The 25,140-nt window shown below is 54.8% G+C and carries 9 protein-coding genes; 2 read left to right on the top strand and 7 right to left on the bottom strand.

Features of this window, described 5'->3' with window-relative positions; all coding sequences use genetic code 11:
- Nucleotides 1-158: 158 nt before the first annotated feature.
- Entirely contained in the window at nucleotides 159-497 is a 339-nt protein-coding gene (locus Q31b_RS24550) for an ECF-type sigma factor (RefSeq protein ID WP_146602290.1), read from the bottom strand.
- A 263-nt stretch (nucleotides 498-760) separates the two neighbouring features.
- Between Q31b_RS24550 and Q31b_RS24545 the strand changes: the two genes are divergently transcribed.
- Entirely contained in the window at nucleotides 761-14,581 is a 13,821-nt protein-coding gene (locus Q31b_RS24545) for a S8 family serine peptidase (protein WP_146602289.1), read from the top strand.
- A gap of 41 nt (nucleotides 14,582-14,622) precedes the next feature.
- On the top strand, nucleotides 14,623-15,303 hold the full coding sequence (locus tag Q31b_RS24540) for a hypothetical protein (protein ID WP_146602288.1): 681 nt from the start codon (nucleotides 14,623-14,625) through the stop codon (nucleotides 15,301-15,303).
- Between the two features lie 12 nt (nucleotides 15,304-15,315).
- Here Q31b_RS24540 and Q31b_RS24535 read toward each other — a convergent pair whose 3' ends face one another.
- The 6 genes from Q31b_RS24535 to Q31b_RS24510 all read right to left on the bottom strand — a co-directional run bounded on the left by Q31b_RS24535 (nucleotide 15,316) and on the right by Q31b_RS24510 (nucleotide 25,089).
- The gene (locus Q31b_RS24535; RefSeq protein ID WP_146602287.1) at nucleotides 15,316-18,624 is read right to left on the bottom strand and encodes a serine/threonine-protein kinase; all 3,309 of its coding nucleotides are present in this window, start codon (nucleotides 18,622-18,624) and stop codon (nucleotides 15,316-15,318) included.
- A gap of 316 nt (nucleotides 18,625-18,940) precedes the next feature.
- The gene (locus Q31b_RS24530) at nucleotides 18,941-19,495 is read right to left on the bottom strand and encodes an ECF-type sigma factor (protein ID WP_146602286.1); all 555 of its coding nucleotides are present in this window, start codon (nucleotides 19,493-19,495) and stop codon (nucleotides 18,941-18,943) included.
- A gap of 220 nt (nucleotides 19,496-19,715) precedes the next feature.
- Complete coding sequence (locus Q31b_RS24525) at nucleotides 19,716-21,146, bottom strand: TIGR03000 domain-containing protein (protein WP_231617827.1); 1,431 nt, start codon at nucleotides 21,144-21,146, stop codon at nucleotides 19,716-19,718.
- A 327-nt stretch (nucleotides 21,147-21,473) separates the two neighbouring features.
- Nucleotides 21,474-22,787, bottom strand: coding sequence for a protein-L-isoaspartate(D-aspartate) O-methyltransferase (locus Q31b_RS24520; protein ID WP_146602285.1), 1,314 nt, complete (start codon nucleotides 22,785-22,787; stop codon nucleotides 21,474-21,476).
- Nucleotides 22,788-22,792: 5 nt separating this feature from the next.
- Nucleotides 22,793-24,373, bottom strand: coding sequence for a Ppx/GppA phosphatase family protein (locus Q31b_RS24515; RefSeq protein ID WP_146602284.1), 1,581 nt, complete (start codon nucleotides 24,371-24,373; stop codon nucleotides 22,793-22,795).
- 86 nt (nucleotides 24,374-24,459) lie between these two features.
- Nucleotides 24,460-25,089 (bottom strand): HAD family hydrolase, encoded by a 630-nt coding sequence (locus tag Q31b_RS24510; RefSeq protein WP_146602283.1) that lies wholly within the window; start codon nucleotides 25,087-25,089, stop codon nucleotides 24,460-24,462.
- Between the last annotated feature and the right edge of the window lie 51 nt (nucleotides 25,090-25,140).

Raw genomic sequence — 25,140 nt, 5'->3', positions numbered from 1 at the left:
TTATAAACGACGTAGACCCGGCATCGACAACGGACCTGCATCCGTTATCGCCTCAACGAGTGCTTTTTCGACCTTAGCTTTTAGGGTAGTGGATCTTGTTAAAGATCCTTCTGCATGGGGGATCTACTGCCAACTCAAATTCTATCCCTGACAAAGCACTAAGATTGTCTCGCGTCAATTGCCTCTCGGCTATCCGAGCGGAAAGCGTCTTCGGCCTGGGGATCAAAAACTGAACCGAGCCAATGGGCGGACGCTTTCCAAATCGAGAAGCAGGTCGGTCGTCTGCCTTGACTCGTCAACCAACTGAGGTATTTCGAGTAGGTTGAAACGTTGGAAGTAGCCGCCACGTATTGGCAATCGCGACGGCGAGCGGCGTCGACCCGTATTCGTCGCTTCACTTCAGCGGTGGCTGCGAAGAAATGCCCGCGAATGTGAAAACGTTGCAGTCGGCCAACCCAAACCAACCGCAGATAGACATCGTTCACTGATGCCGTCAGGGACTGCGTTCTGCCGTGGCCTGGCGGTTTTCAAGTTTTTCAAGTTTTCTTTTCCGATTCGACCGGAGACGTGCGCCTAAAAAGGCAGACGGGGGTGCTGCCGTGTTTGCAAGGTAGAGCCCCCAACTATCAAAATATCGAGAATTTATACGGACGATGGCAGCCAGTTTCACGCATGAAACTCTATCGGGGGTTGTCGGAGTCCTTTTGCGGCAATTTGTCACCTGTGTCCGTACGTCCACCTCTCCACCAGGCACGTTTCAATGAAATCCTTTCGAAAACGTCGTAAACAACAGCCGCGTCGCGGACCTCGATCTCGAACGATTCGAAACCGCAAGCCAAGACTCGAATCGCTCGAAGCTCGTTTGTTGTTAGTTGGTTCGCTTGAGGTTGAGCCGAATGATACGATTGGCAACGCTTCAGCAATCATATTGACTCAGGACCCACCTCTCGGCGGCAGCCTAGTCGCCTTCGCGGAAGGCACGATCAGTCCGGCTACCGGGTCGACCAATTGGTCGGATCCAGATTACTGGTCGTTCTCCGCGATTGCCGGTGATCGGGTCAATATTAGCGTAGATACGATCAGTGGTGCGCTTGATCCGTATGTCGAATTGCGGAATGGTGCCGACGGCACGCTCGCCAGTGACGACCAAAGCGGTGCTGGCAGCAACGCTTTCATTAGTAACGTCGAAATCCTATCCAGCGGTACTTATCTCGTTCGCGTCGGCAAGAACTACTTTTCGCAAGAGACCGGTAACTACCAGTTGCGAGTGGACGTGGCGCGTGGAATCGAGCTGGAATCCGATAGAAACTACAGCAACGATACGATTGCCACTGCCAATCAAGTCACTCGAGAGCGAACGGCCCTTGGGCAATTCTCCGGAACGATTGCCGGGACGGTCATGGCGGCTCAGGGAAGCAATCAGGACGAGGATGTCTTTTCGCTCGGACGATTAAGTGCCGGTAATGTGGTCGATTTACAGATGACATTGCCTAGCGGCAGTTCACTTGCTGGTCAACTACGGATCCGAAATAGTGCCGGCAGCATCATGTCGGAGAAACTCATCGATGGGTCACCGTTGCAGTGGACTGTTACCGGTTTGGATGACTATTACGCCGAAGTGACCAGCGGTTGGGTGCGTGATGGCCGTTTCTATGAAATGCTTCCCTCCCAGAGTTGGGATAACGCCGAGGCGGCCGCGCAGCAAGTCGGCGGTCACTTGGTAACGATCAACGATGAGGGTGAACAAGCTTGGATCGCACAGCAGTTCGGAACTTTCAGTGACTTCTACATTGGACTTTCGGACACCGAGACCGAAGGGACATTCGTGTGGGCCGATGGCACACCATTGGGTTACACCAACTGGGCTGACGGAGAACCCAACAACGGTACCAACTACAACTACGTCAATTTCATTACAAGCACGGGGTTGTGGCAAGACTTTTACAACGCGTCTCGGCAAAGCCTGAGTGAACGGACTGATCCGCAAGGACGCACGTCGGGCGGCCCAGGATCTTTGGCACAGTACGTGCTTGGCATCACCGTCTCGGATGTTGTCGCTCCGACGGTCACGGACGTGACCCGTTTTCCGGGCGATGGCCAAAGCGGTGATGAGCTAGCCAGCGAGTTCCAGGTGATCTTTAGCGAAGACATGGACCCGTTAAGCGTCAACGTGGCCGCGTTCGAACTTCGCGACGCCGGTGCCGATGGACTGCTCGATACGACCGACGATCTGCTGCGACAAGTTCAGCTTGTCGTACCCTTCATTGGCGGTCGCCAAGCGAATTTCGAGATTCTCGATGGGCCGCTGGGGCCGGGGAATTATCGTCTGACCCTTCCAGCGACGCTCAGCGACATCGCGGGCAACCCGCTCGATGGTAACGGCGACACCACCGCGGGCGATGCGTTCACGCAGACCTTCGAGATCGTGATCCCTGCCGGATTCACGTTTGAAGGAACCAGCAACGATGATCAGGCCTCGGCCACACCGCTACCACTGAGCGAAGATCCGGTCGGCAGTGGTTACTGGGTCGGCCGTGGCGCCGGGTCGATCGATCCGGCGATTTACGCGAGCTACAACGATGCCGATTGGTGGAGTTTTGAAGGGCAAGTTGGTGACCGAGTATCGTTGTCAGCCGACCTCTCTAGTGGCAGCTTGGCAGATCCCGACGTATCGCTCTACAACGCTTTGGGCCAACGTCTCGCCATTGATAGCAACGGGGGGCCTGGGGATGCGGCGTTACTGAGTGACTATGAGTTACCCGAGACGGGAACTTACTACGTTCAGGTCCGGAAAGACTATTACTCGCAAGTGCAAGAGATCGGGAACTACCAATTGCGGGTCGACCTGGCTCGTGGAATCGACCTGGAGTCAGATCGAAACTACAGCAACGATACGATCGCCACCGCCAATCCGGTCTCGCTTACCGTTTCCGGAGCGGGAGAAGTGTCCGGTGCGATTGCCGGGACGATCATGTCAGCGGAGGGTACCAATCGAGACGAGGATGTTTATTCACTGGGACGACTGAGTGCCGGTAATGTGGTGGATTTGGAGATGACGTTACCCAGCGGCAGTACGCTAGCCGGTCAACTTCGGATTCGAAACAGCGCCGGCGATGTCGTCGCCGAAAAGATTGCCGATGGTTCACCGCTGCAGTGGACTGTTACCGGATTGGATGACTATTACGCCGAAGTGACCAGTGGTTGGGTGCGTGATGGCCGTTTCTATGAAATGCTTCCTGCTCAGATCTGGGATAACGCCGAGGCGGCCGCGCAGCAAGTCGGCGGTCACTTGGTAACGATCAACGATGAGGGTGAACAAGCTTGGATCGCACAGCAGTTCGGAACTTTTAGTGACTTCTACATTGGACTTTCGGACACCGAGACCGAAGGGACATTCGTGTGGGCCGATGGCACACCATTGGGTTACACCAACTGGGCTGACGGAGAACCCAACATCGGTACCAACTACGACTATGTCAATTTCATTACAAGCACGGGGTTGTGGCAAGACTTTTACAACGCGTCTCGGCAAAGCCTGAGTGAACGGACTGATCCGCAAGGACGCACGTCGGGCGGCCCAGGATCTTTGGCACAGTACGTGCTTGGCATCACCGTTTCGGATGTTGTCGCTCCGACGGTCACGGACGTGACCCGTTTTCCGGGCGATGGCCAAAGCGGTGATGAGCTAGCCAGCGAGTTCCAGGTGATCTTTAGCGAAGACATGGACCCGTTAAGCGTCAACGCGGCCGCGTTCGAACTTCGCGACGCCGGTGCCGATGGACTGCTCGATACGACCGACGATCTGCTGCGACAAGTTCAGCTTGTCGTACCCTTCATTGGCGGTCGCCAAGCGAATTTCGAGATTCTCGATGGGCCGCTGGGGCCGGGGAATTATCGTCTGACCCTTCCGGCGACGCTCAGCGACATCGCGGGCAACCCGCTCGATGGTAACGGCGACACCACCGCGGGCGATGCGTTCACGCAGACCTTCGAGATCGTGATCCCTGCCGGATTCACGTTTGAAGGAACCAGCAACGATGATCAGGCCTCGGCCACACCGCTACCACTGAGCGAAGATCCGGTCGGCAGTGGTTACTGGGTAGGCCGTGGCGCCGGGTCGATCGATCCGGCGATTTACGCCAATGACAGCGATATTGACTGGTGGAGTTTTGCCGGCCAAGCGGGCGACCGAATCTCGTTGTCCGCCGACTTGCCCAGCGGCAGTCTGGCCGATCCTGAGGTCCGCCTCTACAACGCTTCGGGCCAAAGTCTTGGCAGCGATAGCAACGGGGGTCCGGGGAATGCGTCGCTGCTAAGCGACTACGAGTTGCCCGAGACTGGAACTTACTACGCTCGGGTCTCGAAATACTACTGGTCTCAAACGCAAGAGATCGGGAACTATCAATTGCGGGTCGACCTGGCCCGTGGAATCGACCTGGAGTCAGATCGAAACTACAGCAACGATACGATCGCCACCGCCAATCCGGTCTCGCTGACCGTTTCCGGAGCGGGACGACTGGGCATTGTTGCGGGCTCGGTCATGGCTGGGGATTCGGGGAACGTCGATGAAGACTATTTCAATTTGGGAGTTGTCACGGCTGGTGATACGATCCTACTAAATACACGTTTGCCCTCGGCAAGCACGCTCGTGCCAGTTGTCGAAATCCGTGATTCGGCAAACAACGTCGTTAGCGTGGCGACCAATCCGTCCGATGCTGTGGCAAGAGCCGATATTACGGAAACGGGGGGCTACTATGCTGTTGTCCTGGCCAACAGTGGCGAAGGGCATTTGGGACAGTATTTACTGGATGTGGCGATCCGCCCGACGGCGGAACTTGATTTTTCCGATTTGGTTGTCAGTGAGTTCACTGCACCCTCGATGGTCTCCAGTGGTGAAACGATTTCACTCCAGTGGACCGTCGGTAACTTTGGTGCGATTACGACAGCGACAAGCGACTGGGCCGATCAAATTGTCTTGTCGGTTAATGACCAGTACGGTGATGAAGATGATCAAGTATTGGCGATCGTTGCCCACAACGGCGCCTTGTTACCTCAACAGACCTACGCTGCCCAGGCCAACGTTCAGATTCCACGCGGCATCAGCGGCGATTACTGGTTCTTTGTCGAGACCGATGCCGGCACGAGCGTTGCGGAGTTTATTTTCGAATCGAACAATGTTCGATCGAGTGACCAACAGGTCAACGTCAATCGAACTCCATCAGCAGATCTTTTTCTCGAGAACGTGAGCGGGCCTGAGAACGCGACAGCAGGCGATCCGATCACGATCAGCTGGGAGGTTTCGAATCAGGGTGACGGAACGACCGGAACCGGTGTTCCTGCGGAGTTCATCGGTCAGTGGAGCGATCGAGTGGTCCTATCAGCAAACTCGGTCTTCGGCGATGTCGACGACGTGTTTCTGGCCGCTGTCATGCGGGATGCTAATTTGGCACCCAACGAGTCCTATTCCGGCACTTGGACCGGCAACCTTCCCGCAGATCTAGTTGGTAATTATCGGATACTGGTTGCGGCCGACTTTGACGATCTGGTCTTCGAATCACCGGATGTTGGTTCGAATCTCGGGGAGGCAGCAGCGTCGATCATCGTGCAAGCATTGCAGCCCGCGCTCAGCCTGAGCTTTGCGCCGACGGTGATTTCAGAAAGCGCGGGCGCCACGGCAACGATTGGAACCATCACTCGGAATACGGGGCACACCAGTGAACTGACGATTCAACTGATGGGCAGCGAAACCTCCGATATCACGTTTCCCACGACGGTGACGATTCCTGCGAATCAGCAATTTGTTAATTTTCCCGTGGCAGTATCTGACAACGAGCTTGTCGACGGTACGCGAACGTTCGAACTGCTCGCCACGGCTGTGGGCTTCGTCCAAAGCGAAGCGGCGATCCAAGTCACCGACGACGACACGCCGACACTTCAGGTCTTCCTGGACAGCTCGACGATCGAGGAAGGTGGCTCGATTACTGGTCGAGTCGAGCGAAACTGGATCACCAATTCGACCCTGGCCGTGGAACTCGTTTCCTCGTTAGACGATCAGTTGAGTTTGCCGCTTGTGCTAATTGCTCCTGGTCAGGCGGCCGCCACGTTTACGATCGGCACGGTGCAGGACACGCGATCCGAGCAAGATCAGTTGTTAGGCGTCACGGCGCAGAGCAACGGATTCATCAGTGACGCGGCCTCATTCACGTTGACCGACCAAGAGGACTTACCGTTGCTGACGCTCAGTCCCGTCAGCAGCAGCATGCGTGAGGATTCGGATGGACTTAGCTATACCGTTAGTCGCGACGTGGTGGTGGATTCACCCCTGACCGTGCAACTCCAGAGTGTCGATCCATCGGTGGCCCAACCAGCCTTGGCAACCGTGGTGATTCCCGCCGATGAAAGTTCGGTAACGTTCACGGTCCTTCCAACGAACAACGCCGTCGTCGACGCAACTCGATCGACAACGATCCAGGCCAATGGCGTCTACGCCGACTGCGTGTGCCAAATCACCACTGGCGTCGGGACGGCCAGCGTTGAGGTCATCGACGACGATGCGCCCGCATTGAGATTGACTGCAGATCAGTTGACCGTTCGAGAAGGCCCCAACGAATCGATCAGCATCCAAATCACTCGCAACACCGATCTTGGGGTGGAACTGACTGTCGCACTTCAAACGGACGATTCACAGTTGTTGATCGTGCCGGCAAGCGTCACGATACCTGTCGGCCAGTCAACGCTGATCGTGCCGATCAGCATTGGCAGTGACGGGGTCGTAAGTGGGGCCAAAGAAGTTGGCGTGACGGCGACGGCATCCGGCCTGGCAACTGCGAGCCTGACGGTAACGATTCTGGATCGCGACGCGCCCGATCTATCCGTTGGTAATATCGGTTTCCCTGCTAGCGGCGTGATCGGCCAATCCATTTCCGTCAGTTGGGAAGTCAGCAACATCGGTCGAGTCGCCGCATCGGCACCTTGGCTGGAACGAGTCTACTTTTCGCGAGATACTGTTCTCGACGGTAGTGACTTGCTGGCCGCAGAGTTGACGGTTCAGGACACCTTGCCGGCCTCGACAACGGCTAGCCGATCGACCTCCGTCGCGCTGCCGGATCTACCTCTGGGTTACCACTTGATTGTCGTCGCAGATGCGACGCAAGTGGTTTCCGAAGCCGACGAGTTGAACAATGAATTGGCCTCGACGAGCGCGATGTCGGTCACGCCAACCTACACGGCAACTGTGACGACAGACACGGATGTCGCGATCGCTGGAACTCAAGTGCAATTCAGTGGAACGGCGTCGCTGACCGGTTCGGGCGCCGCGGCGGCGAATGTCGATGTGACGTTACGGATTGTTTCGGAGATCGGAATCCGCCGAGTGTATCGGGTCACCACGGACGCGGCAGGCAATTTCACTGGAACGTTCACGCCGCTCGCCAATGAAGCGGGCATCTACAGCGTTGCCGCTGCCCATCCGGCAGTCGTCGAAGATGTCGCCCAAGACAGTTTCCAGTTAGTTGGCATGCGACTTGCGCCAGCCGAACTATCACTTCGTGTTGTTCCCGGCGATGCGTTGGGTGGCTACGTCGAGATTCAGAATTTGGGTAGTGTGCCGCTTACCGGACTGGCCGTCCAAGTACTCGATGCCCCAGCGAATGTCGCGCTGACGACATCACTTGAAGCGAACACGCTGAGCGGCAACGGGACAGTCCGGCTTTCTTACTCATTGCTGGCGTCGGATGCGTCGGTGCTGCAGGGCAACCTGCGAATGATCGTCACTTCGGCTGAAGGCGTCACGAAAGAAATTCCGTTGCGGGTTCAGGTCGCGCCGTTGACGCCCCAGATGGTCGCCAACCCGGGCGTGCTCCTGGACGGCGTCATCCCTGGTCAGCAGAAATTGGTTAGCTTTGAGCTTTCCAACGTCGGTGGTGCGACGTCAGGTCCGCTGGACGTCACGCTGCCGGGAGCACCAAGTTGGGTCACTCTGTCAAGCGTGTCCCATGTCAACTCGATCCAGTCCGGCGGCAGAACTGTCGTCACGTTGGCACTGACTCCACCGATCAGCGTTCCGGTCGGTCTGTACGAGGGCGCGGTAGCGATTTCGGGTTCAAACGTTGAACTGAATGTGCCCTACCAATTTAGGACGGTCTCAACTTCCGTCGGGGGCGTTCGCGTGTTCGTAGAGGATCAATACACGTACTTTGCCGCCGACGCCCCGTTGGTTTCAGAAGCCGAGGTGCTGCTACGCGATCCCTATGACAATACGATCGTCGTCGCTGAAGGCGTAACCGACGCATCAGGTAGCATTGAGTTTGCGGATGTACCCAGTGGGGAATATCTACTCGAGGTGCGTGCCGAAGGTCACGAAACTTACGTGGCACCCTACACAATGGTGGCAGGACAACTCGCCGAAGCCACTGTCTTTATTGCACGCCAAGCGGTCAGCTATCAGTGGAATGTCGAGCCGACCGAAGTGGAGGACACCTACAACGTGCAATTGCAGTCCACGTTCGAGACCGGTGTCCCCATGTCGGTGGTCACAATTGAGGTGCCGACCGACGTGCCAACGGTTGCCCCCGGCGAAACCGTTCAATTTGAAGCGGTGATTCGTAACAATGGTTTGATCGCTGCCGAGGGCGTGACACTGTCAGTGACGGCTCCAGACGGTTATGTGTTCACTCCGTTGGCAACGGACTTTGGAACCTTGCCAGCGATGAGCGAGATCAGGGTACCGATTCTCGTCAGGCTTTCGGCCGATAGTATTGGCGGTTTGAATCATGATGTGGGCGGACAAAGCAGCATCATAGAGGACATCAAAAAGGATTGTCTCCCAAGTGCCAATTTTGAAGTTGCTTCCTACACCATCTGTGGCGGATTTCCGGTTGGGGCCATCGCGAGTGCCGCAATGTTTGGTAGAGACTTGTTTAATTTTGTGACAGGGGGAAGGTCAACGATTGTCAGTTGTCTCGCAAAACTGATCACCGGTGCGGGCAGCGGAGGAGGCGGCGGAGGTGGAGGTGGAGGTGGAGGTGGACGTGGAGGTGGTGCAACACCCGCGCGCGGCGGAGGCAACTTATGCAGCGATCTCGGATTGGAGTCTGCCAGCGACCAGGGCCTCACTATTTCGGCGGACAATGCCGTTTGCGCGCAAGTCCGTATTCAGATCGATCAAACGGTGGTCACGACACGCGATGCTTTCACGGGTGGATTGACCATCACGAACGAGTTGCCGTCGGCCGTCCAGGGTGTGGACCTCGATATTGAATTCCGCGACCTGGATGGAAACCTAGTCAACGATCGATTCGTTGTCCTGGGTCCTGAATTGAACGGATTGACTGCCGTCGATGGCAGTGGAACGGTGGCGCCGAATAGTTCAGGTTCAGCCAGCTTTACCTTCATTCCGACGCGTGAGGCCGCCAGCGAAGCGCCCACCACTTACCTTGTTTCGGGTGTTTTGAGATACACCGACCCGGCAACCAATACCGAGTTGGTTCTGCCTTTGTTTGGTCCCTCCATCACGGTCCTTCCCGACCCCTTGTTGCAGCTACGCTATTTCCAGCAGCGTGATGTTCTCGGTGACGATCCCTTGACAGACGAAGTCGAGCCGTCGGAACCGTTCACTCTCGGCCTGCTGGCCACCAATCTGGGCAAGGGCGCCGCCGAAGCGTTCACGGTCACCACCGCTCAACCCAAGATCATTGAGAACGAAAAAGGTTTGCTAGTCGACTTCAAAATCATTGGCACCCAGGTTGGCGGCCAACCGACATCGCCAACTCTCACGGCAAATTTAGGAGACATCGATCCAGGGACGACTCAGCTTGCCACCTGGTCGTTGACCTCCAGTTTACTCGGTCGCTTTATTGAATACTCAGCCACGTTTGAACATGCCGACGAACTCGGTGGTGAGCACACGTCGATCATCGACACCGTTTCCATTCACGAATTGATCCATCTGGTTCAGAGCGATCGGCCCGGTGACGATTCCCTCAATGATTTTCTGGTCAACGAGGATCCCGATCCCGAGAACCTTCCCGACACACTCTACTTTAGCGATGGTACCTTGGCTCCCGTCAATGTGGCAACAAATGTACTTGCCGATGGCAGCGTCACCGCAGCGGACCGCACCGTTCTACTAGGCGCGAGTCAAAACACCGGATGGTCCTATCTCCATTTGCCCGACCCGGGACCCGACTGGAAAGTCGCTCGCGTGACTCGCTCCGATGGGAAAGAGTTGCTTGTTGGCACTAATGTTTGGCAAACCTCCAAGGTGTACGACAGCACGCTCAGCCAGTACGTCCCGGATCCAAAGTTGCATCTTCTGGATTTCGATGGCACCGGACAGTACTCGGTCGAGTATGTGCTGGACGATTCAATTCCTCCGATGGTTGTGTCCATTGGATCGATCGATCCAGATCCACGTGATGCACCGGTCGATTCTATCGACGTGACATTCTCGGAAAAGATCGATCTGGGCACATTGGGTTGGCAAGATTTTGTGCTCACTCGCAACCAGGGTGTGAATCTGATCGACGAGACGACGATACTGAGCATCATTGAGCGGGCGGATGCCGAGTCAACCTATCGAGTCAGTGGACTAACGAGTTTGACTGGCGATCCTGGAGTCTATGAATTCAAACTGATCGGCGCGAATGTTAAGGACTTCGGCGAGAACTCGGCTACCGGAGAGGCTTCGGTCGTTTGGTCTAACGGTTCAGCGCCGCCGTTTGTCAAGAGTCTGGGGCCCGTCTCACCATTTCGCAACACCGCTTTGGATGAAATCGAAGTTGAGTTCTCCAAACCGCTCCAAGCGGGAAGTTTCGATATTTCCGATTTTGCTCTCCGCCGCGATGGTGTCAATGTCGCAGTAGCGGGAATCAACGTGCAGCAGCTTTCCGGCAACCGATATCGAATTTCCGGATTGGCCGCGCTGACTGAACCGGATGGGGACTACCTATTTAGCGTCGACGGTAGCGGCGTGGTCGATTTGAATGCAAAGCCAGGACTGCGGATTGCCAACGTCGCATGGGAAATGGATACGATCGCCCCGGAAATCACACTGTTAGAAACGCCGACACCCAACCCTCGCAACATTGTCGTGCGGTCGTTGGATGTTATTTTTAGTGAGCCGATTGATGTCAACACGTTCACACGCGACAACCTGCGTCTGACCCGCGACGGCCTATCGTTAGCGATGGATGATCGAGTCACCATTGTCAGTAGCGGCGACTCGGCTTACCGGCTGTCAGGATTCAATTGGTTTGTTGGCCAATCAGGTGTTTATACGTTGAGTGTAGATGCGGCCGGTGTCGTGGATCTTGCCGGAAACGTCGCCACGGGGATGACGGATTCGACGTGGATCATGGATGCTTCCCGCCCCGCAAGTCCAACCAATGTGGCGTTCTCCCCAGACGCAGGGATTTCTGCATCCGATGGTTTAACGAACACTCGCTCGGTGACAGTAACCGGAGAGCTTGCCGAGCCAAATCTGAAAGTTCGGATTTACGATACGACAAGCGATACCGACCTAGGCTATGCCGATGTCGACGGATTCACTTTTAACGCTGCCGTTCGGATGCGTGGTGGCGGAACCCAGCAACTGAGTGTTTACGTCGTGGATGAGGCGGGCAACACGTCGGATCATACAACGGTGGATTTGTTTATCGACGAGTCCTCCCCAGCGGTACGAACGATTAGTGAGGTAGCGCCCAACCCGCGTGACTTGCCGGTCGATTCGCTCGACGTGACTTTTTCTGAGCCCATCGATGCAAGCACGTTTAATATCCAGGACTTGCACTTAGCGCTAAATGGCGGTGCGAACCTGATCGCCCCGACGGTGAGCGTGATACCGCTGAGTGACACGAGTTTCCGCATCAGTGGTTTAGACGGACTTACCGAACAAGGTGGTGACTATACGTTTGCCGTTCGGCAAGACGGAGTGGCGGACCTGGCCGGCAACTTGGGTACTGGTTTGGCAACTCGGCAGTGGGTCAATCTGCTGGGCACACGAGGCACGATCACGGGACAGAAATTTGAGGATCGAAATGGAAACGGGACGAAGGATGTTGACGAAACGGGCTTGCCCGGTTGGACAATTTTTCTCGACGAAAACGGAAACGAATTGCTTGACTTGGGTGAGCGACGAACGGTAACCGACGAACAAGGCAACTACTCGTTTGTCGATCTGCCTGCTGGAGACTATGTCGTTGGAGAGGTCATGCAGTTGGGCTGGCAACAAACTTCGCCGGGATCCAGTGCTGGACAAAGCCAAGCCGATGCTTCGATCCAAGTATCGATTTCGGGGAACCGCGTTTTGACTGAGGATGGATTGAATGAGATCAGTAACGAACCCTGGCAGGATCTCATTGGCTTAGATAGATTTCAAAGCGACCAACGCTTTGCGGGTATCGATGGCCAGGGCTATGCCGTAGCGATTCTCGATACGGGTATCGACACCAATCACGACTTCTTTGGTGAAGACAGCGACGGAGACGGCCAAGCTGATTCAATTGTCTATCAATACGACTTTGTTGACGACGATGAGTTGGCGTTGGATCTCCATGGTCACGGCACCCACGTTGCAAGCTTGATCGCGGGACGTGGCCCAACTTTCCGCGGAGTCGCGTCATCCGTCAATCTTGTCGTATTGCGAGTGTTGGACGCGGACGGCAATGGCAGCATGCGTTCAGTCGAACGCGCACTTCAGTGGGTTGCCGAGAATGCTGCGGCTTACAATATCGCGGCAGTCAACATGTCATTTGGTGACCGCGGAAACCACGATCGCTCACAATCCCTTTATAGAATTGGTGATGAACTTTCAATTCTTACCGCGTTGGGCGTCGCCGTCGTGTCTGCGGCAGGGAATCAGTATTATGATGCCCAAGGAAAAGCCGGCGTGGCCTACCCGGCTGCCGACCCCAACTCCATAGGGGTTGGCGCTGTCTGGGATTTGGAGGCGGCAGGCCCACACATTTGGTCGGGTGGATCCGTTGACTTTACTTCTGCACCTGATCGCCTGATCAGCTTTTCGCAACGTGACGTAAACCAGTCCGAAATTTTTGCTTCAGGCGGTAGGATCACCGCTGCGGGCTTGGGCGGAACCACCGCGACCTATTCCGGAACCAGCATGGCGGCCCCCCAAATCGCGGGAACAATCGCCTTGATCCAACAGATTGCTGAGAACGAATTGGGCCGACGACTATCGCTCAAGGAAATCCGTCACCTGCTTTCATCGACGGGCGGAAGTATCGTGGACGGGGATGATGAAAATGACAATGTGCCCAATACTCATCAACAGTACGTACGTCTGGACATGCTCGCTGCGGCTGAAGCCATTGCCTCGTATCCGGAATTCCTCGAATCGCCCGATGCGAATGGAAGTCCGTCTATCGACGGAGACAGCGTGCCGATCTTTGCTGCGGGGACAGTTGCGGTGACGATCGTGGCGGGAGATTCAAAGACTGTCGATTTTGGAAACCAAAATCTTCCTCCCGTCCTACAACCACCGCTTGGGTTGACCGGCAATGAAGGTCAAATTTTAGAATTCCCGTTAGGTAGCTTTCTCGATGCCGGAGACGGAAATGGCCCCTGGACCGTTTCCATCAATTGGGGAGATTTCTCGTCTAGTGAAGTCTTCGTAGTGCAGCAGGATGGCGCACTGCCCAACCGTCAACACCGCTACGTAGACAATGGTAGCTATTCCCTCTCGGTGCAGATCACCGATGCTTTCGGTAACTCAGGAGTGGCAAGCTCATTGACTCAAATCGCGAATGTTGCCCCTGAACTCTTGGAATTGGATGGAGTCGCACCGCGAAGTCCGCTCGAGGCTGTCGGCCCCAATGAAACATTCACGTTAAATGGTTTGTTTAGAGAACAAGGTGACATTGACATAGTCACCGTCGAGATTGATTGGGGAGATGGGACCACAACCGTCGCACAACTCGGTGACACCTCCGACTCAATGGGGCAACTATCAAGACCACACGGCTATCAGGTGCTGGGCCAGTACGAAATCAAGGTCCGCTTACATGACGAAGATGGTGGCGTGTCCAATCAGTTGACCACGACCATCGATGTCGTCGACTTGATCCCACCGCAAGTGCAGGACGTGATCATTGACGATGGCAGCTCGCAGCGTAGCATGGCCCGATCGATCACCGTGCTGTTCGATTCTCCAATTGTGCTGGAAGAGGGTGCATTTGATCTTCGCGATAGTCAAAACGAATCTATTTTGATGGAAACCGACTTCGTGCCAGGTCAAGCCACCAACAGAGTCGTCCTGACCTTCCCGGGACAAATCGGCGGATCCCTGGCTGACGGGAACTACAAATTGAGGATTCTATCAAGTCATATTCAAGACGCTGCTGGCAACCTTTTGGAAAGCGAACCGACAGGCGACGACCGGGTCGACGAGTTCTTCCGTTTCTACGGGGACATTAATGGCGATGGATTTATTGATTTTGCCGACTTCGCCGGATTCGGAGCCAGCTTTGGGACCGACGACAAGACCTATGACTTCAACGGTGACGGTACGGTTGACTTTCTCGACTTCGCCGAATTCGGACGTCGCTTTGGCACATCTCTCTTTTAACACCAACAATTAGGAACGACTTTACTATGCTGAGAAAAAACATGACACGACTCAAGATTGCTTCAACACTCTGCTTTTGTTTACTTTCGTTGGCCGCGACGAGCGAACAAGCGACTGCCGCACTGACCTATCAAATCGACCTTGAACGACTCGGCCCAGCCGATGCTCCGAATAAAGTGAGCGTCGCGATGGTGTTGCGAGAAGTCGATGACGGGCTTGATGCCAGCCCTGATTCGGCACTAGCCAAAGGTAGCGGTCTGTTCGGAATTGGGATTCGACTCGAACGCACGCAAGGTGATGCAACGCTGAGCGGTTTTCGCCTTGCCGATGGCTTTGGTCCCTTCGGCGCAAACCCAACCCCCAATCCGACCGAAACGGAATCTCTCTGGGAATTTAACATCGTTTCGTCGAACGCATTTGGGGACTCACCTGGTTTTGGCACGCTACAATCGAGTTTTACGGTTGGTACCGTCGACATCACGATTGGTCGACAAGAATCCGTATTCCGCTTGGGGAACCTAACCGCAGCACTCCCCAACAATTTGTCCTTGGGGCAAAATGCTTTTACACAGCGTGCGGATCGGATTTCGGAATACGGAAGCATTAATGTTTCGGCAGTTCCCGAGCCAGCATCGGGTTCGTTCGCGATGCTGATCGGAAGCTTGATCTGCTTTGTTCGTCGCCGAAAAACGGCGGCGGTCTTGGATCGGTTGAACACGTGAATTGTCGCTGGGCTAATTCATGCCTAACAGCACAGGGACATAACCGTGTTCGCTGGGGTAGACGATTAGGATTCGTCTTCCATCAGGCGATACCTGGATACTTCTTGGACGCCGCAAGTCGTTTCTCGGATGATAGAGAACCCCGAGTCGTTGGCCGGTCGGAACGTGCCAGGCCATGATCTGGCCGTCGTTGTGACCTGATAGCAAGACGCGGTCATCCGCTAGGAAGCAAAGTGCAAAAAGGGAGGAGAGATTCTGGATGTCTAGCATCACCTGGCCCGATTCGCGGTCCCAAACGTTCAGGTGCTTGTCGTTTCCGGCGGCGATCAATCGCTCGTCACGACTAATCGCAACGACATCGGGATCCGACATCTCTCGCCAACGCATCACCCGGCCCGATTCGATTTCGAGCTCTTGCACCCTTGTGTAAGCGGCATTTTCGCAAATCAATGTTCGGTTGTTATCCGCGAAAACCGCATTGGAATCGCCTGCCTTGGGATTGTTCGTGATCAATTGATGGGTGGACCAATCATCGATCGACTTCCATACATAGACTTGCCCATTTCCGATGGCGGCCAGCCGACTGCCGTCACGCGATAGACTCACATACTCATGGGTTTCGAGTGGCGATTCGATCGTGGCAAGGGGTCTGCCAGTCTCTAGCGACACGATTGCAATTTGGCCGGAACTCTGCATCGCCGCTAATCCATTAGCGGATTGGGGCGAGAATTTTTCGATCGACGACCTCGTCGGCTCCTGCCCTCGCAGGACGAAAACCGGATCGGGCTCGTTGTCGAACAGGTAGGCAGCTTCGATCGCCATCGCCGATGTGAGCTCACGCTGGCAGGCAACGGCATCGCGATCCCACACTTGCACCACGCCATCATTGCCAGCGGTAACGAAGTGCTTGGAATCGTCACCGAACCACTTCGCCGCTAACCGTGTCTCTCCCTCCTGATCGTGAGCGGTCAGCTGTGCGTGAATTCGACCGTCGACATGCGATGAATCAAAACGGCTAAGCTGGATCAACTGTACCCGTCCATCACCAAATCCGGCTGTCAACCACATCCCGTCCGCTGACGCGGATACCGACTGCGCATAAGATGCACTGACGTTAAAGCTCCCCATCGCTGCTCCGGAATCACGATCAAAGACGGCCAATGAATCTAAATAGCGTTCGCCTGCGATCAACCACTCGCGATGCGGACCTGCCCAACACATCGCACGGATATTGGAAAACGGTTTCGTATCGATCGATCGGGTATGCTTCCCGGTGGCGACGTCCCAAACGTGAATCCCCTCTCGTGTCGGCACAAACAGTTCGCGACTGTCGGGCGAGAACAAAAGCGTCTCGTGCCGCTGATCATTTGCAAAGCGAAATTTCTCATTCCCTTCCGCGTCGCCAACCCAGACACCGGTGTATCGAAATCCAGCAGCAACCGACTTGCCGTCGGGCGACCAAGCCAATGATTCGACTCCATTGATGACTGGCCATACATGCCCGGTACACTCCGCTTGCTCCAAGTCCCAATAGCGAACGAATCCCGACGCCGACCCGCTGATTGCCATCGAGGCATCGGGAGAAATCGCCACCGCATGGACCGGTTCCCAATGACTTCCAAGCGTGATCCGGGGCTGCTCCGGTTCATCCAATCGAATCTTCATCAGGTTGCCATCCTCGCCGACACAGAGGCAGAGATTACCATCTGCGGAAACCGCAACCTCATGGATAGGCGAAGGGAACGAAAACTGACGCTGCGGCGGCGGATGTGCCGCCGAATGCAAAAAATCCAATAGCGTTGGCGTCCGTTTGGTCGTTGGATCCAGTAAAGAAAGCCGGCGGTTTTGCAGCGCATCGCTGGTTACCTGGGCCAAATGAACCAGATCGCCACCACGATAGGCCGCGGTCGCCGTTTGTAACTGGCTACTCTCCAGCAAACCATTGGCCCGCCGCTCGCGTGCCTCGCTTTCCAATTTAGCGCGGCGAACTTCGACCACTTGCCAAGTCGACACGACACTTATGGTAATCAGTGAGAACAGGACGAGTGCCACCGCAGAGAGTCCCAAGCGGTGCCGCTGGAACATTTTGCGAAGTTGGTACAGCCGTGAAGGTGGGCATGCCAAAACCGCATCGCCGCCCAAGTATCGCATGATGTCGTCAGCCAATTCGGCTGCCGTCCCATAGCGACGGCGACGATCCTTTTCCAATGCCTTCATGATTATCCAATCCAGCTCGCCTTGAATCGTCTCATGCAGCTTTCGCCGATCCACGCCTCGATGTTGGGCAATGGTAGAGACCTTATCAGCCTTCATGGTGCTAATTGCTTCGCTCGGTCGAAGCGGTTGTACCTCGCGAATGATCCGGCGTACTTCATCGAAGCTAGCCGTCTTGAAAGTTTTGTGGCCGAACGGCGGAGTGCCCACCATCAATTCATACAACAACACGCCCAACGAATACACATCGCTGCGTGTGTCGATATCGACGACGCCCATTTCAGCTTGTTCGGGACTGATGTACATCGGCGTGCCCACCATTTGAGCGAAACCGGTGTAGATTGTATTGTCCGTCAGCGGATGACCGAGTGCCTTTGCCAACCCAAAGTCGATCACTTTGGGAACCGCCTCCTCATCAACCTGAGCAACCAGAATGTTCGAGGGTTTCAAGTCGCGATGAATCACCCCCTTTCGGTGAGCATGCTGAACCGCACGACAAACCTTGACGAAAATTCGTAGCCGTTCGTTCGCTTTGAGCCGGTAGGCATCAGCATGTTCGGTGATCGGTAACCCTTGGACCAGTTCCATCACGAGGTAAGGCTGCCCAGCCGTCGTTGCACCACCATCGAGAATCTTGGCAATGTTGGGATGATTCATCATCGCCAACGCTTGACGTTCATTCGAAAATCGAGCCATCGTCTCTTTGGTGGCGATCCCCGCACGAATCACCTTCACGGCCACCTTGCGGCGGACCGGCCGCTGCTGCTGAGCAACATACACCGCTCCCATCCCACCTTCGCCAAGAAGCTCACAAATCTTGTATCGATCGATCAGATGCACCCGGTCGAGTTCGCTAGGCCCCGATTGCAACCATTTTGTGACAGGGGTTCGCCGAGTCTCGGCAGCCCCAATACGATCGACCACCTCATCTAAAAGGTTGGCTCCCTGACGATCGTGGGCCCCCAGCAATCGCTCGACGTCCGAGAGCATCGCTCGGTCCGATCCACATGCTTGTTCGATAAATCGCCGTCGATCCTCATGGTTTTCGAGTTCGGTCGCCCGTAAAAAAACAGACTTGATCGATTCATGTTTCGATGGTTCATGCATGTGCGGATCAGTTAGAATCGATTGGTCCAGTGAGTAAACGGAGTTGTGGACGAGGCGACGAGGCCTTGATGGGAAAAAAATCGGTTAAGACTCCTAAGAGTCATGCGAAAAAGTTACGAGATCGTCCAACGCTTTTCGCTGCGGTAGGCAGGAATCAGTGACAAAATTTCGCTTTATGCAGTGAGCAACCATGGATCATCAACCTCCGTAGTGGATCTTGTTAAAGATCCCTCGCGGTAAGGATCTTTAACAAGATCCACTACGGGGAGCGGGTATGGATCTTTAACAAGATCCACTACGGGGAGTTCTTTCGTTTTCAACTTTCCGACTGCACCGCGAACCAAGTGCGGGCGAACTCCCAATTCTTGTAAGCGGTGCTTCGCGGCATCTCCAACAATTCGCCCGCTTCGACAATCGACAAACCTGCAAAAATGCGAAGCTTTACCAAATCTGCCGACGCGGCGTCTACGGTGGCCAATCGCTCAAGCCCTTCGTCCAAATCCAACCACAGATCGGTCATCTGAATCGACTCATCCGCCAATTCGCCTAATTCCACACGCCGAAACTGGCCACCCCGCTTTTGGCTTCCGCGAGCACGTGCGGTATCGATTAGAATTCGACGCATCGCTTCGGCGGCAGCCGCGAAAAAGTGCCCACGACTATCGAACGGCTGAAGCCGGCCACCCGATACCAAACGCAAGTAGGCCTCGTTGACCAGTGCTGTTGGCTGGAGAATGCATTCGGCACCTTCCCCTGCAAATTGGTACCTGGCAATCAAACGCAGTTCGTCATACACGGCGCAAAGCAACCCCTCCGCCACCCCAGGTTCGCCGGTCCGCAATTGGCCCAATAATTCGGTAACTTCACCCATGCTGATAGTCTATTCGGTAACCACCCGACAATCCAGCCGAGTCACCGAATTGGATCGGTTCGGCCTATCGGGTTTACCGTTGGAGGCATCGCACCACGGGGATCCCGGCATAAAAAAAGCCGCGTTCCATCTTAGAACACGGCTTTTCCATTAAACGGTTAAGTAAACTGCGCGGGACATTGCCCCGCGCCGCTCATCAAACGAATTCACGGGCTTGGATTTATCGCTGAGCGATCGAGTGTTCGACAAAGTCGAATGTCAATTCGGTTGTGCTGCCTGCGGCGACATTGACCGAACGCTCTTTGCTAACCGATTGGCCATTGACCATCGCTGTGACGCTTACGGTGTATCCGCTCCACTGCTCGCCCGCCTTCAATTGCTTCGTGCGGAATGTTCGCACGCTGCCTTCGCCTCGAGTTTCATTGCCAGCCAAGGTAACAACGGCATCTTCCGGAACGTTCAACTTGACAGTCGTCACAACATCGTTCGTCACAACATCGTTTGCCATGGGGGCTTCCGAAGTCGTGGTCGCCAGTTCGGTTTGCATTGGCTCGGCTTGCGTGTCGGAAAATACGAGTCGCTCCTCATCACCCGACCGCAATTGGATCGTCTTGGTGGTCGACTTTGGTTCACCATTAAGCTCATAATCCACCTGCACGACATAGCTGTAGACATAACCTTCCTGAAGACCTCGCGACATGAACTTTCGCTCGCTACCTTCGCTGCTGGTAGGACGTCCGTTGACAGTCACCTTAGCATTTGTGGGGACGTCGATCGTCAACATCGCCGAATCCATCTTCAGGCCTGGCTCGATCGATTCGACCCCAGCAGCGTCATTGTCGTCGTCGCCCGAACGATCAGCGTCGCGGTCACTCGAAGCTGGAGCTGCATCGGAAGCGGGGGCTTCCAGGATGTCGGAATCACTTCCTTGATTGGTATCTAAACGAGATCCGTTGTCGATATCTGTCCCGTCCATCGGAGACGAATACGACTCCAAAGGTGATTCAATGACTGACGATTCGTAACCATAATCGGCATCCATCATTGGATAGGAATTAACGACTGGAGCCGTATAGGAATCGTAGTTGTTTACGACGCCGGTGCTGCCGCCATAGGCAGGGGCTAGGTACGCCCCATAGCTACCAGTTGACCCATAGCTACCAGTTGACCCGTAACCCGCGTACCGCCCACCACTGCTGCCACTATTGTAGCTGTAGTAACTGGCGTAACTCACTCCCCCGCCGCTTGATCCCCCGCTGGCGTATCCACTCGATCCGCCACCGTAGAAGGCGGCTGCTCGTGCGGCTTTCTTTTCATGAATATGAGCAAAAAGCCGTTTTAGTGGTCCAGCGTGTCCGCCGACAGAACCGCCACCACTTGAGTTATACCCTCGGTAACTCACGTAGCTGACGGCGCTCGAGCCATAACTGCCGCCACTCGAGCCATAACTGCCGCCGCTCGAGCCATAGCTGCCGCCACTCGAGCCATAGCTGACGGCGCGCGAGCCATAGCTGCCGCCGCTTGAGCCATAGCTGCCACCACTCGAGCCAAAGCTGCTACCGAAACTACCGCCGGCCTCGACATCTGTAGGTGCTATCGCCATGCAGGCGAGGGCCGAGGTAATCGTTAAAATCTTGAAGCATTTTTTCACAGTTGAAGATCCTCCGTCATCCGATAGATTGGTTACTTGGTATTTGCTAGCGATTCGTCAACACTGAGCTTTTTGGGAGTGGATCTCGTTAAAAATCCTACCGCGTGAGGATCTTTGACAAGATCCACTACCGGCTGCCCTAAATTCAGATAAGGTGAAAAGCACTAGGCTTCCTGCTCAAGGCGATACTGCGGGCCATGGTAGCCGATCACGCATCGCTAGCAGGTAGAGTAGCGGTTAGTTTACACCAGGCAAGCAGTCTGGGCAAACTTTGCGGATTAGGGTGGCTCAGGCACCCCACTTCACAATGGAAGGACAATCACGGGTTCAATCGACTTTTCGAATAGCAATATCATCGAAGTCGGCTTGTCCCGTGGCACCGAACAGGCCGATTCGCAAGATTGCTTCGCGTGTTTGTACAGGAATTCGCACCATTCGGCTGACCTCTCCCCAAGAACGAGTCCCCTTGTAGGGACCGATCCAAAGTGTCCCCAGATCTCGTCGCTGCTCGTCATAAAGGCTGATCGCGATCATTGGAAGCGTGTCTGGTTCAGGACCTGCGACAACATTTTTTGTTTGAATTTTTCCGCTAAGTCTTATCATGGACACTTCGCGTCCGTCGATTGGAATTCCCTGCAACAGATGGGAACTGAGGTTAGGCGTTTCATTTTCGAAGCGAACGAAACCTTTCGACTGGCCGCCGATTGATCGATCCATTTTCGAGTTTTTGTTCGCAGGGAGTTCATGACTCGACAGACGGGTCGAGATGGCATCGACTTTGACGTGTTCCAATTGACGTCCGTAATACCATCCTGGAACAAAATCAACGATCTCGGAATCCTGTTCATCGGGAAAGCTCTCAAAATCCCCATTCACGACGGCTGGGTTTGCCGCATCGGGTTGCATTTGACGGCCCTCCTCCGCCTCACCGGTCATAGGGACAAACAAGGTAGGACGGAGCATTTTGCGAGTCAGTTTGCCATCTTTTTTAGTCATCAGAAAGAGCGTTTGCTGATACCTTTGTCCAACGGGTATGACCATCATGCCTCCTTCGCGAAGTTGTTCGACCAGGGGTTCAGGAACCTTTTCGGGGCTACAGGTCACGATAATTTTGTCGAACGGGGCAGCATCCTTCCAACCTAAGAAGCCATCGCCAACGCGAGTCGACACGTTTTCGTAACCGAGTCGTTCTAGATCTTGCGCTGCCCGTCGGCCCAATTCATCAACAATCTCAATCGAATACACATGCTTGACCAAGGGACTTAGGACGGCAGCTTGGTAGCCACTTCCGGTTCCAATTTCCAGTACGATGTCGGTTTCCTTAGGCTCGATCGCCTGGGTCATCATGGCAACGATAAACGGGCTGCTGATCGTTTGCGAGTCACCGATCGGCAAGGACATATCCAAGTACGCACGGGCTCGTTGGCTACGGGGTACAAATTCATGCCTCGGGGTCGTACGCATCGATCGCAGGACTCGTTCGTCCGTCACCCCTGCCGTTGCGATTCGGTCGCGTACCAATTGATCGCGTGCCATTGCGTACAAGTCATCCGCACTTGCTTGCGTGGATTCGAACAGAAAAGTCAAGCCAAGGCTCCCCAAACAGCAAACGACGAGAAACGGTCGAAACCAAGACATCATTAAACTCACCTTCCCGCTCGAAGTAAGACAGGCATACCGAACACATCACGAAATAAACCCGCATTTTGCCGCATCGCTACTTGCTCGAGTGAAACATCCTCGACCCCAGGGACTTGAATGACCAATTGTTTTGCTTCGCGTACGCACTCGATCTCTTGGATACGTCCGCTTCGCGTGTCATCCAGCGCGATTGCCAATCTCAAAATGGCGGCCAATTTGGCAACCGTCACGCGATCTTCGCGTCCGAGTGATCCGTATCCTTCGTGCGATTGCTGCGGATAGGCTCTACGGTAGTAGCGAGCCACCAAGCCAACCTGCAAAAGTTCCGATCGAGACAATCCAAAGATTTCGCTATTTCGGATCACGTACAAGGCGTGTTTGTGATTGCTTCGCACATTGATCATCAAGCCGATTTCGTGCAGCAGAGCGGCAACATACAGCAATACCTCTTGACGATAATCAAGCTGATGCTCTCGAGCGAGTTGGAGGAACAATTTTCGCGACAATTCGGCAACATTGCGAGCGTGCGACTCGTCAAAATCGAAACGACGCCCCAAACCCAACGCGGACCGGATGATTTGGTTGCGAAATTCATCGGTCCAACTGCCGCCCACGGCCATATCGTGAAGGAGACCGTCGCGTAGGTTGGTGTCACAGACATAGAGAAATGGTTGCTGGAAAGCCTGAGCCAGCATGGTGTAGGCCAACAATGCGGGACCAAGCGTTTCGGCCTCAATAAAACTTGCTCCGAATCGTTTGACGATCGTGTCTTCATCGAGTTGCAAAATTTCATTGGTAAAGTCGGCTAACTTCTCCGTCGGCAGCGGCGTCAGCGACGTTCCATCCCAATCGTCGAGGAGACGATGGGCGGCGAATCGAATGTCGCCTCCAAATGCGACGATTCGATTGGTCGGATCCTCGCTAACGTCGGCAACGATGTTGTCTAGCGTCCGGCGAACATGACTTTCGATAAAACTTCGGCGGCGAGAGGGCGAAACACGTGACGACTCAATCTGTTGCAACAACCGCAGCGAACCTAAACGATACGATTGGCTGTGCATGACGTTGCCGCTGCGGATCACTAAAACCTCGGTGTTACCACCTCCTATTTCTACCACAACGGATCGGCCATCCGCCAATTCCGGCTCGCCTCGCAATTGAGGAGCGATTCCCATGTAGGTAATTCGGCTGACTTCGGCCTCATCGATCGATTCGATGTTCAAGCCGGTGACGATGAAGATGCGGTCGGTAAAGGCAACGCGGTTCATCGCTTCGCGGACAGCCGTCGTTGCCACAATCCGTAAATCAGGGCCTGGTGTGATCCCGTATTCTCGCAGCACCCGTTGATACTGTTTCAAAACCGTCGCCGCCCGCTCAATGCTCTTTCGCGACAACCGCCGAACGGCAAACACTTCGCGCCCCAAATCAGCGGGTTGCACCAGCGTATCGAGGGTCCGGACGTCGCCGTCCGCATGGATCTCGGCGATCGCCATCCGAATACTCGTTGCACCAATGTCGATCACGGCGACCGGGCGTGGCGAGATTGGAAGCAGCGGTGTCGAAGGAACTTGGGCGGGAGATGTCATAGGTAGTAATGAATGAACGAAGTGATGGAAACGAAGAAAGAGTGCTACGACTATGTTTCGGCGAATTGCTCTCGATTTACAAGCCGTCAATCAATGACATCAAAATCTTTCAGAACCCTCTCAGCCGACTCTCCTCCAAAACATTGTACGGCATTCCAGCCTCGTTGAACCGCAGCATCGATATTTTCTTGTTTGTCATCGAGAAACAGAATCCGCTTTGGGTCGACGCCAGCCAACCCTTCGGCTGCTGCGTAAATACGAGGATCGGGCTTCATCGCGCCGACCTCGTAACTGACGATCCGGTGCGTCCAAACCATTTGAGAGATTTCCCACGTTTGGTTGGCGATCCACTCCCAATGAGACACGCAGGTGTTGGAAAGCAATCCATAGTGTGTCCCGCGACGGGCGACCTTCGCCACCGTTTCAGCCATCGATTCGATCGGCGTAAACATATCGCTGCTGGCCTCTAGCAAGTCGCGATTTGACATCTTCGCGGGTGACATTCCTATCTGCCCACGTACCGCCTCGGCGAATTGGTCACACGTCAAACGCCCCTTTTCGTATTCTTCCTGAAATCCACTCTCATACAAACAAGCTTTCGCATGAGCACCATCAATGCCAAAACGTTCAACGAAATTGGCGATCGCGACCTTCGGATCAAAGGCAACGAGAATGTTCCCCAAGTCAAAGTAGACGAAATCAATCGAGCGATTCATGTGGATGTCGTTTTGGAGTTGTCGCGTTGAAAAATAAAAGCGGGAGGGGGC

Source organism: Novipirellula aureliae (assembly GCF_007860185.1).
Lineage (GTDB): Bacteria > Planctomycetota > Planctomycetia > Pirellulales > Pirellulaceae > Novipirellula_A > Novipirellula_A aureliae.
This window is presented reverse-complemented; position numbering and strand designations above follow the sequence as displayed.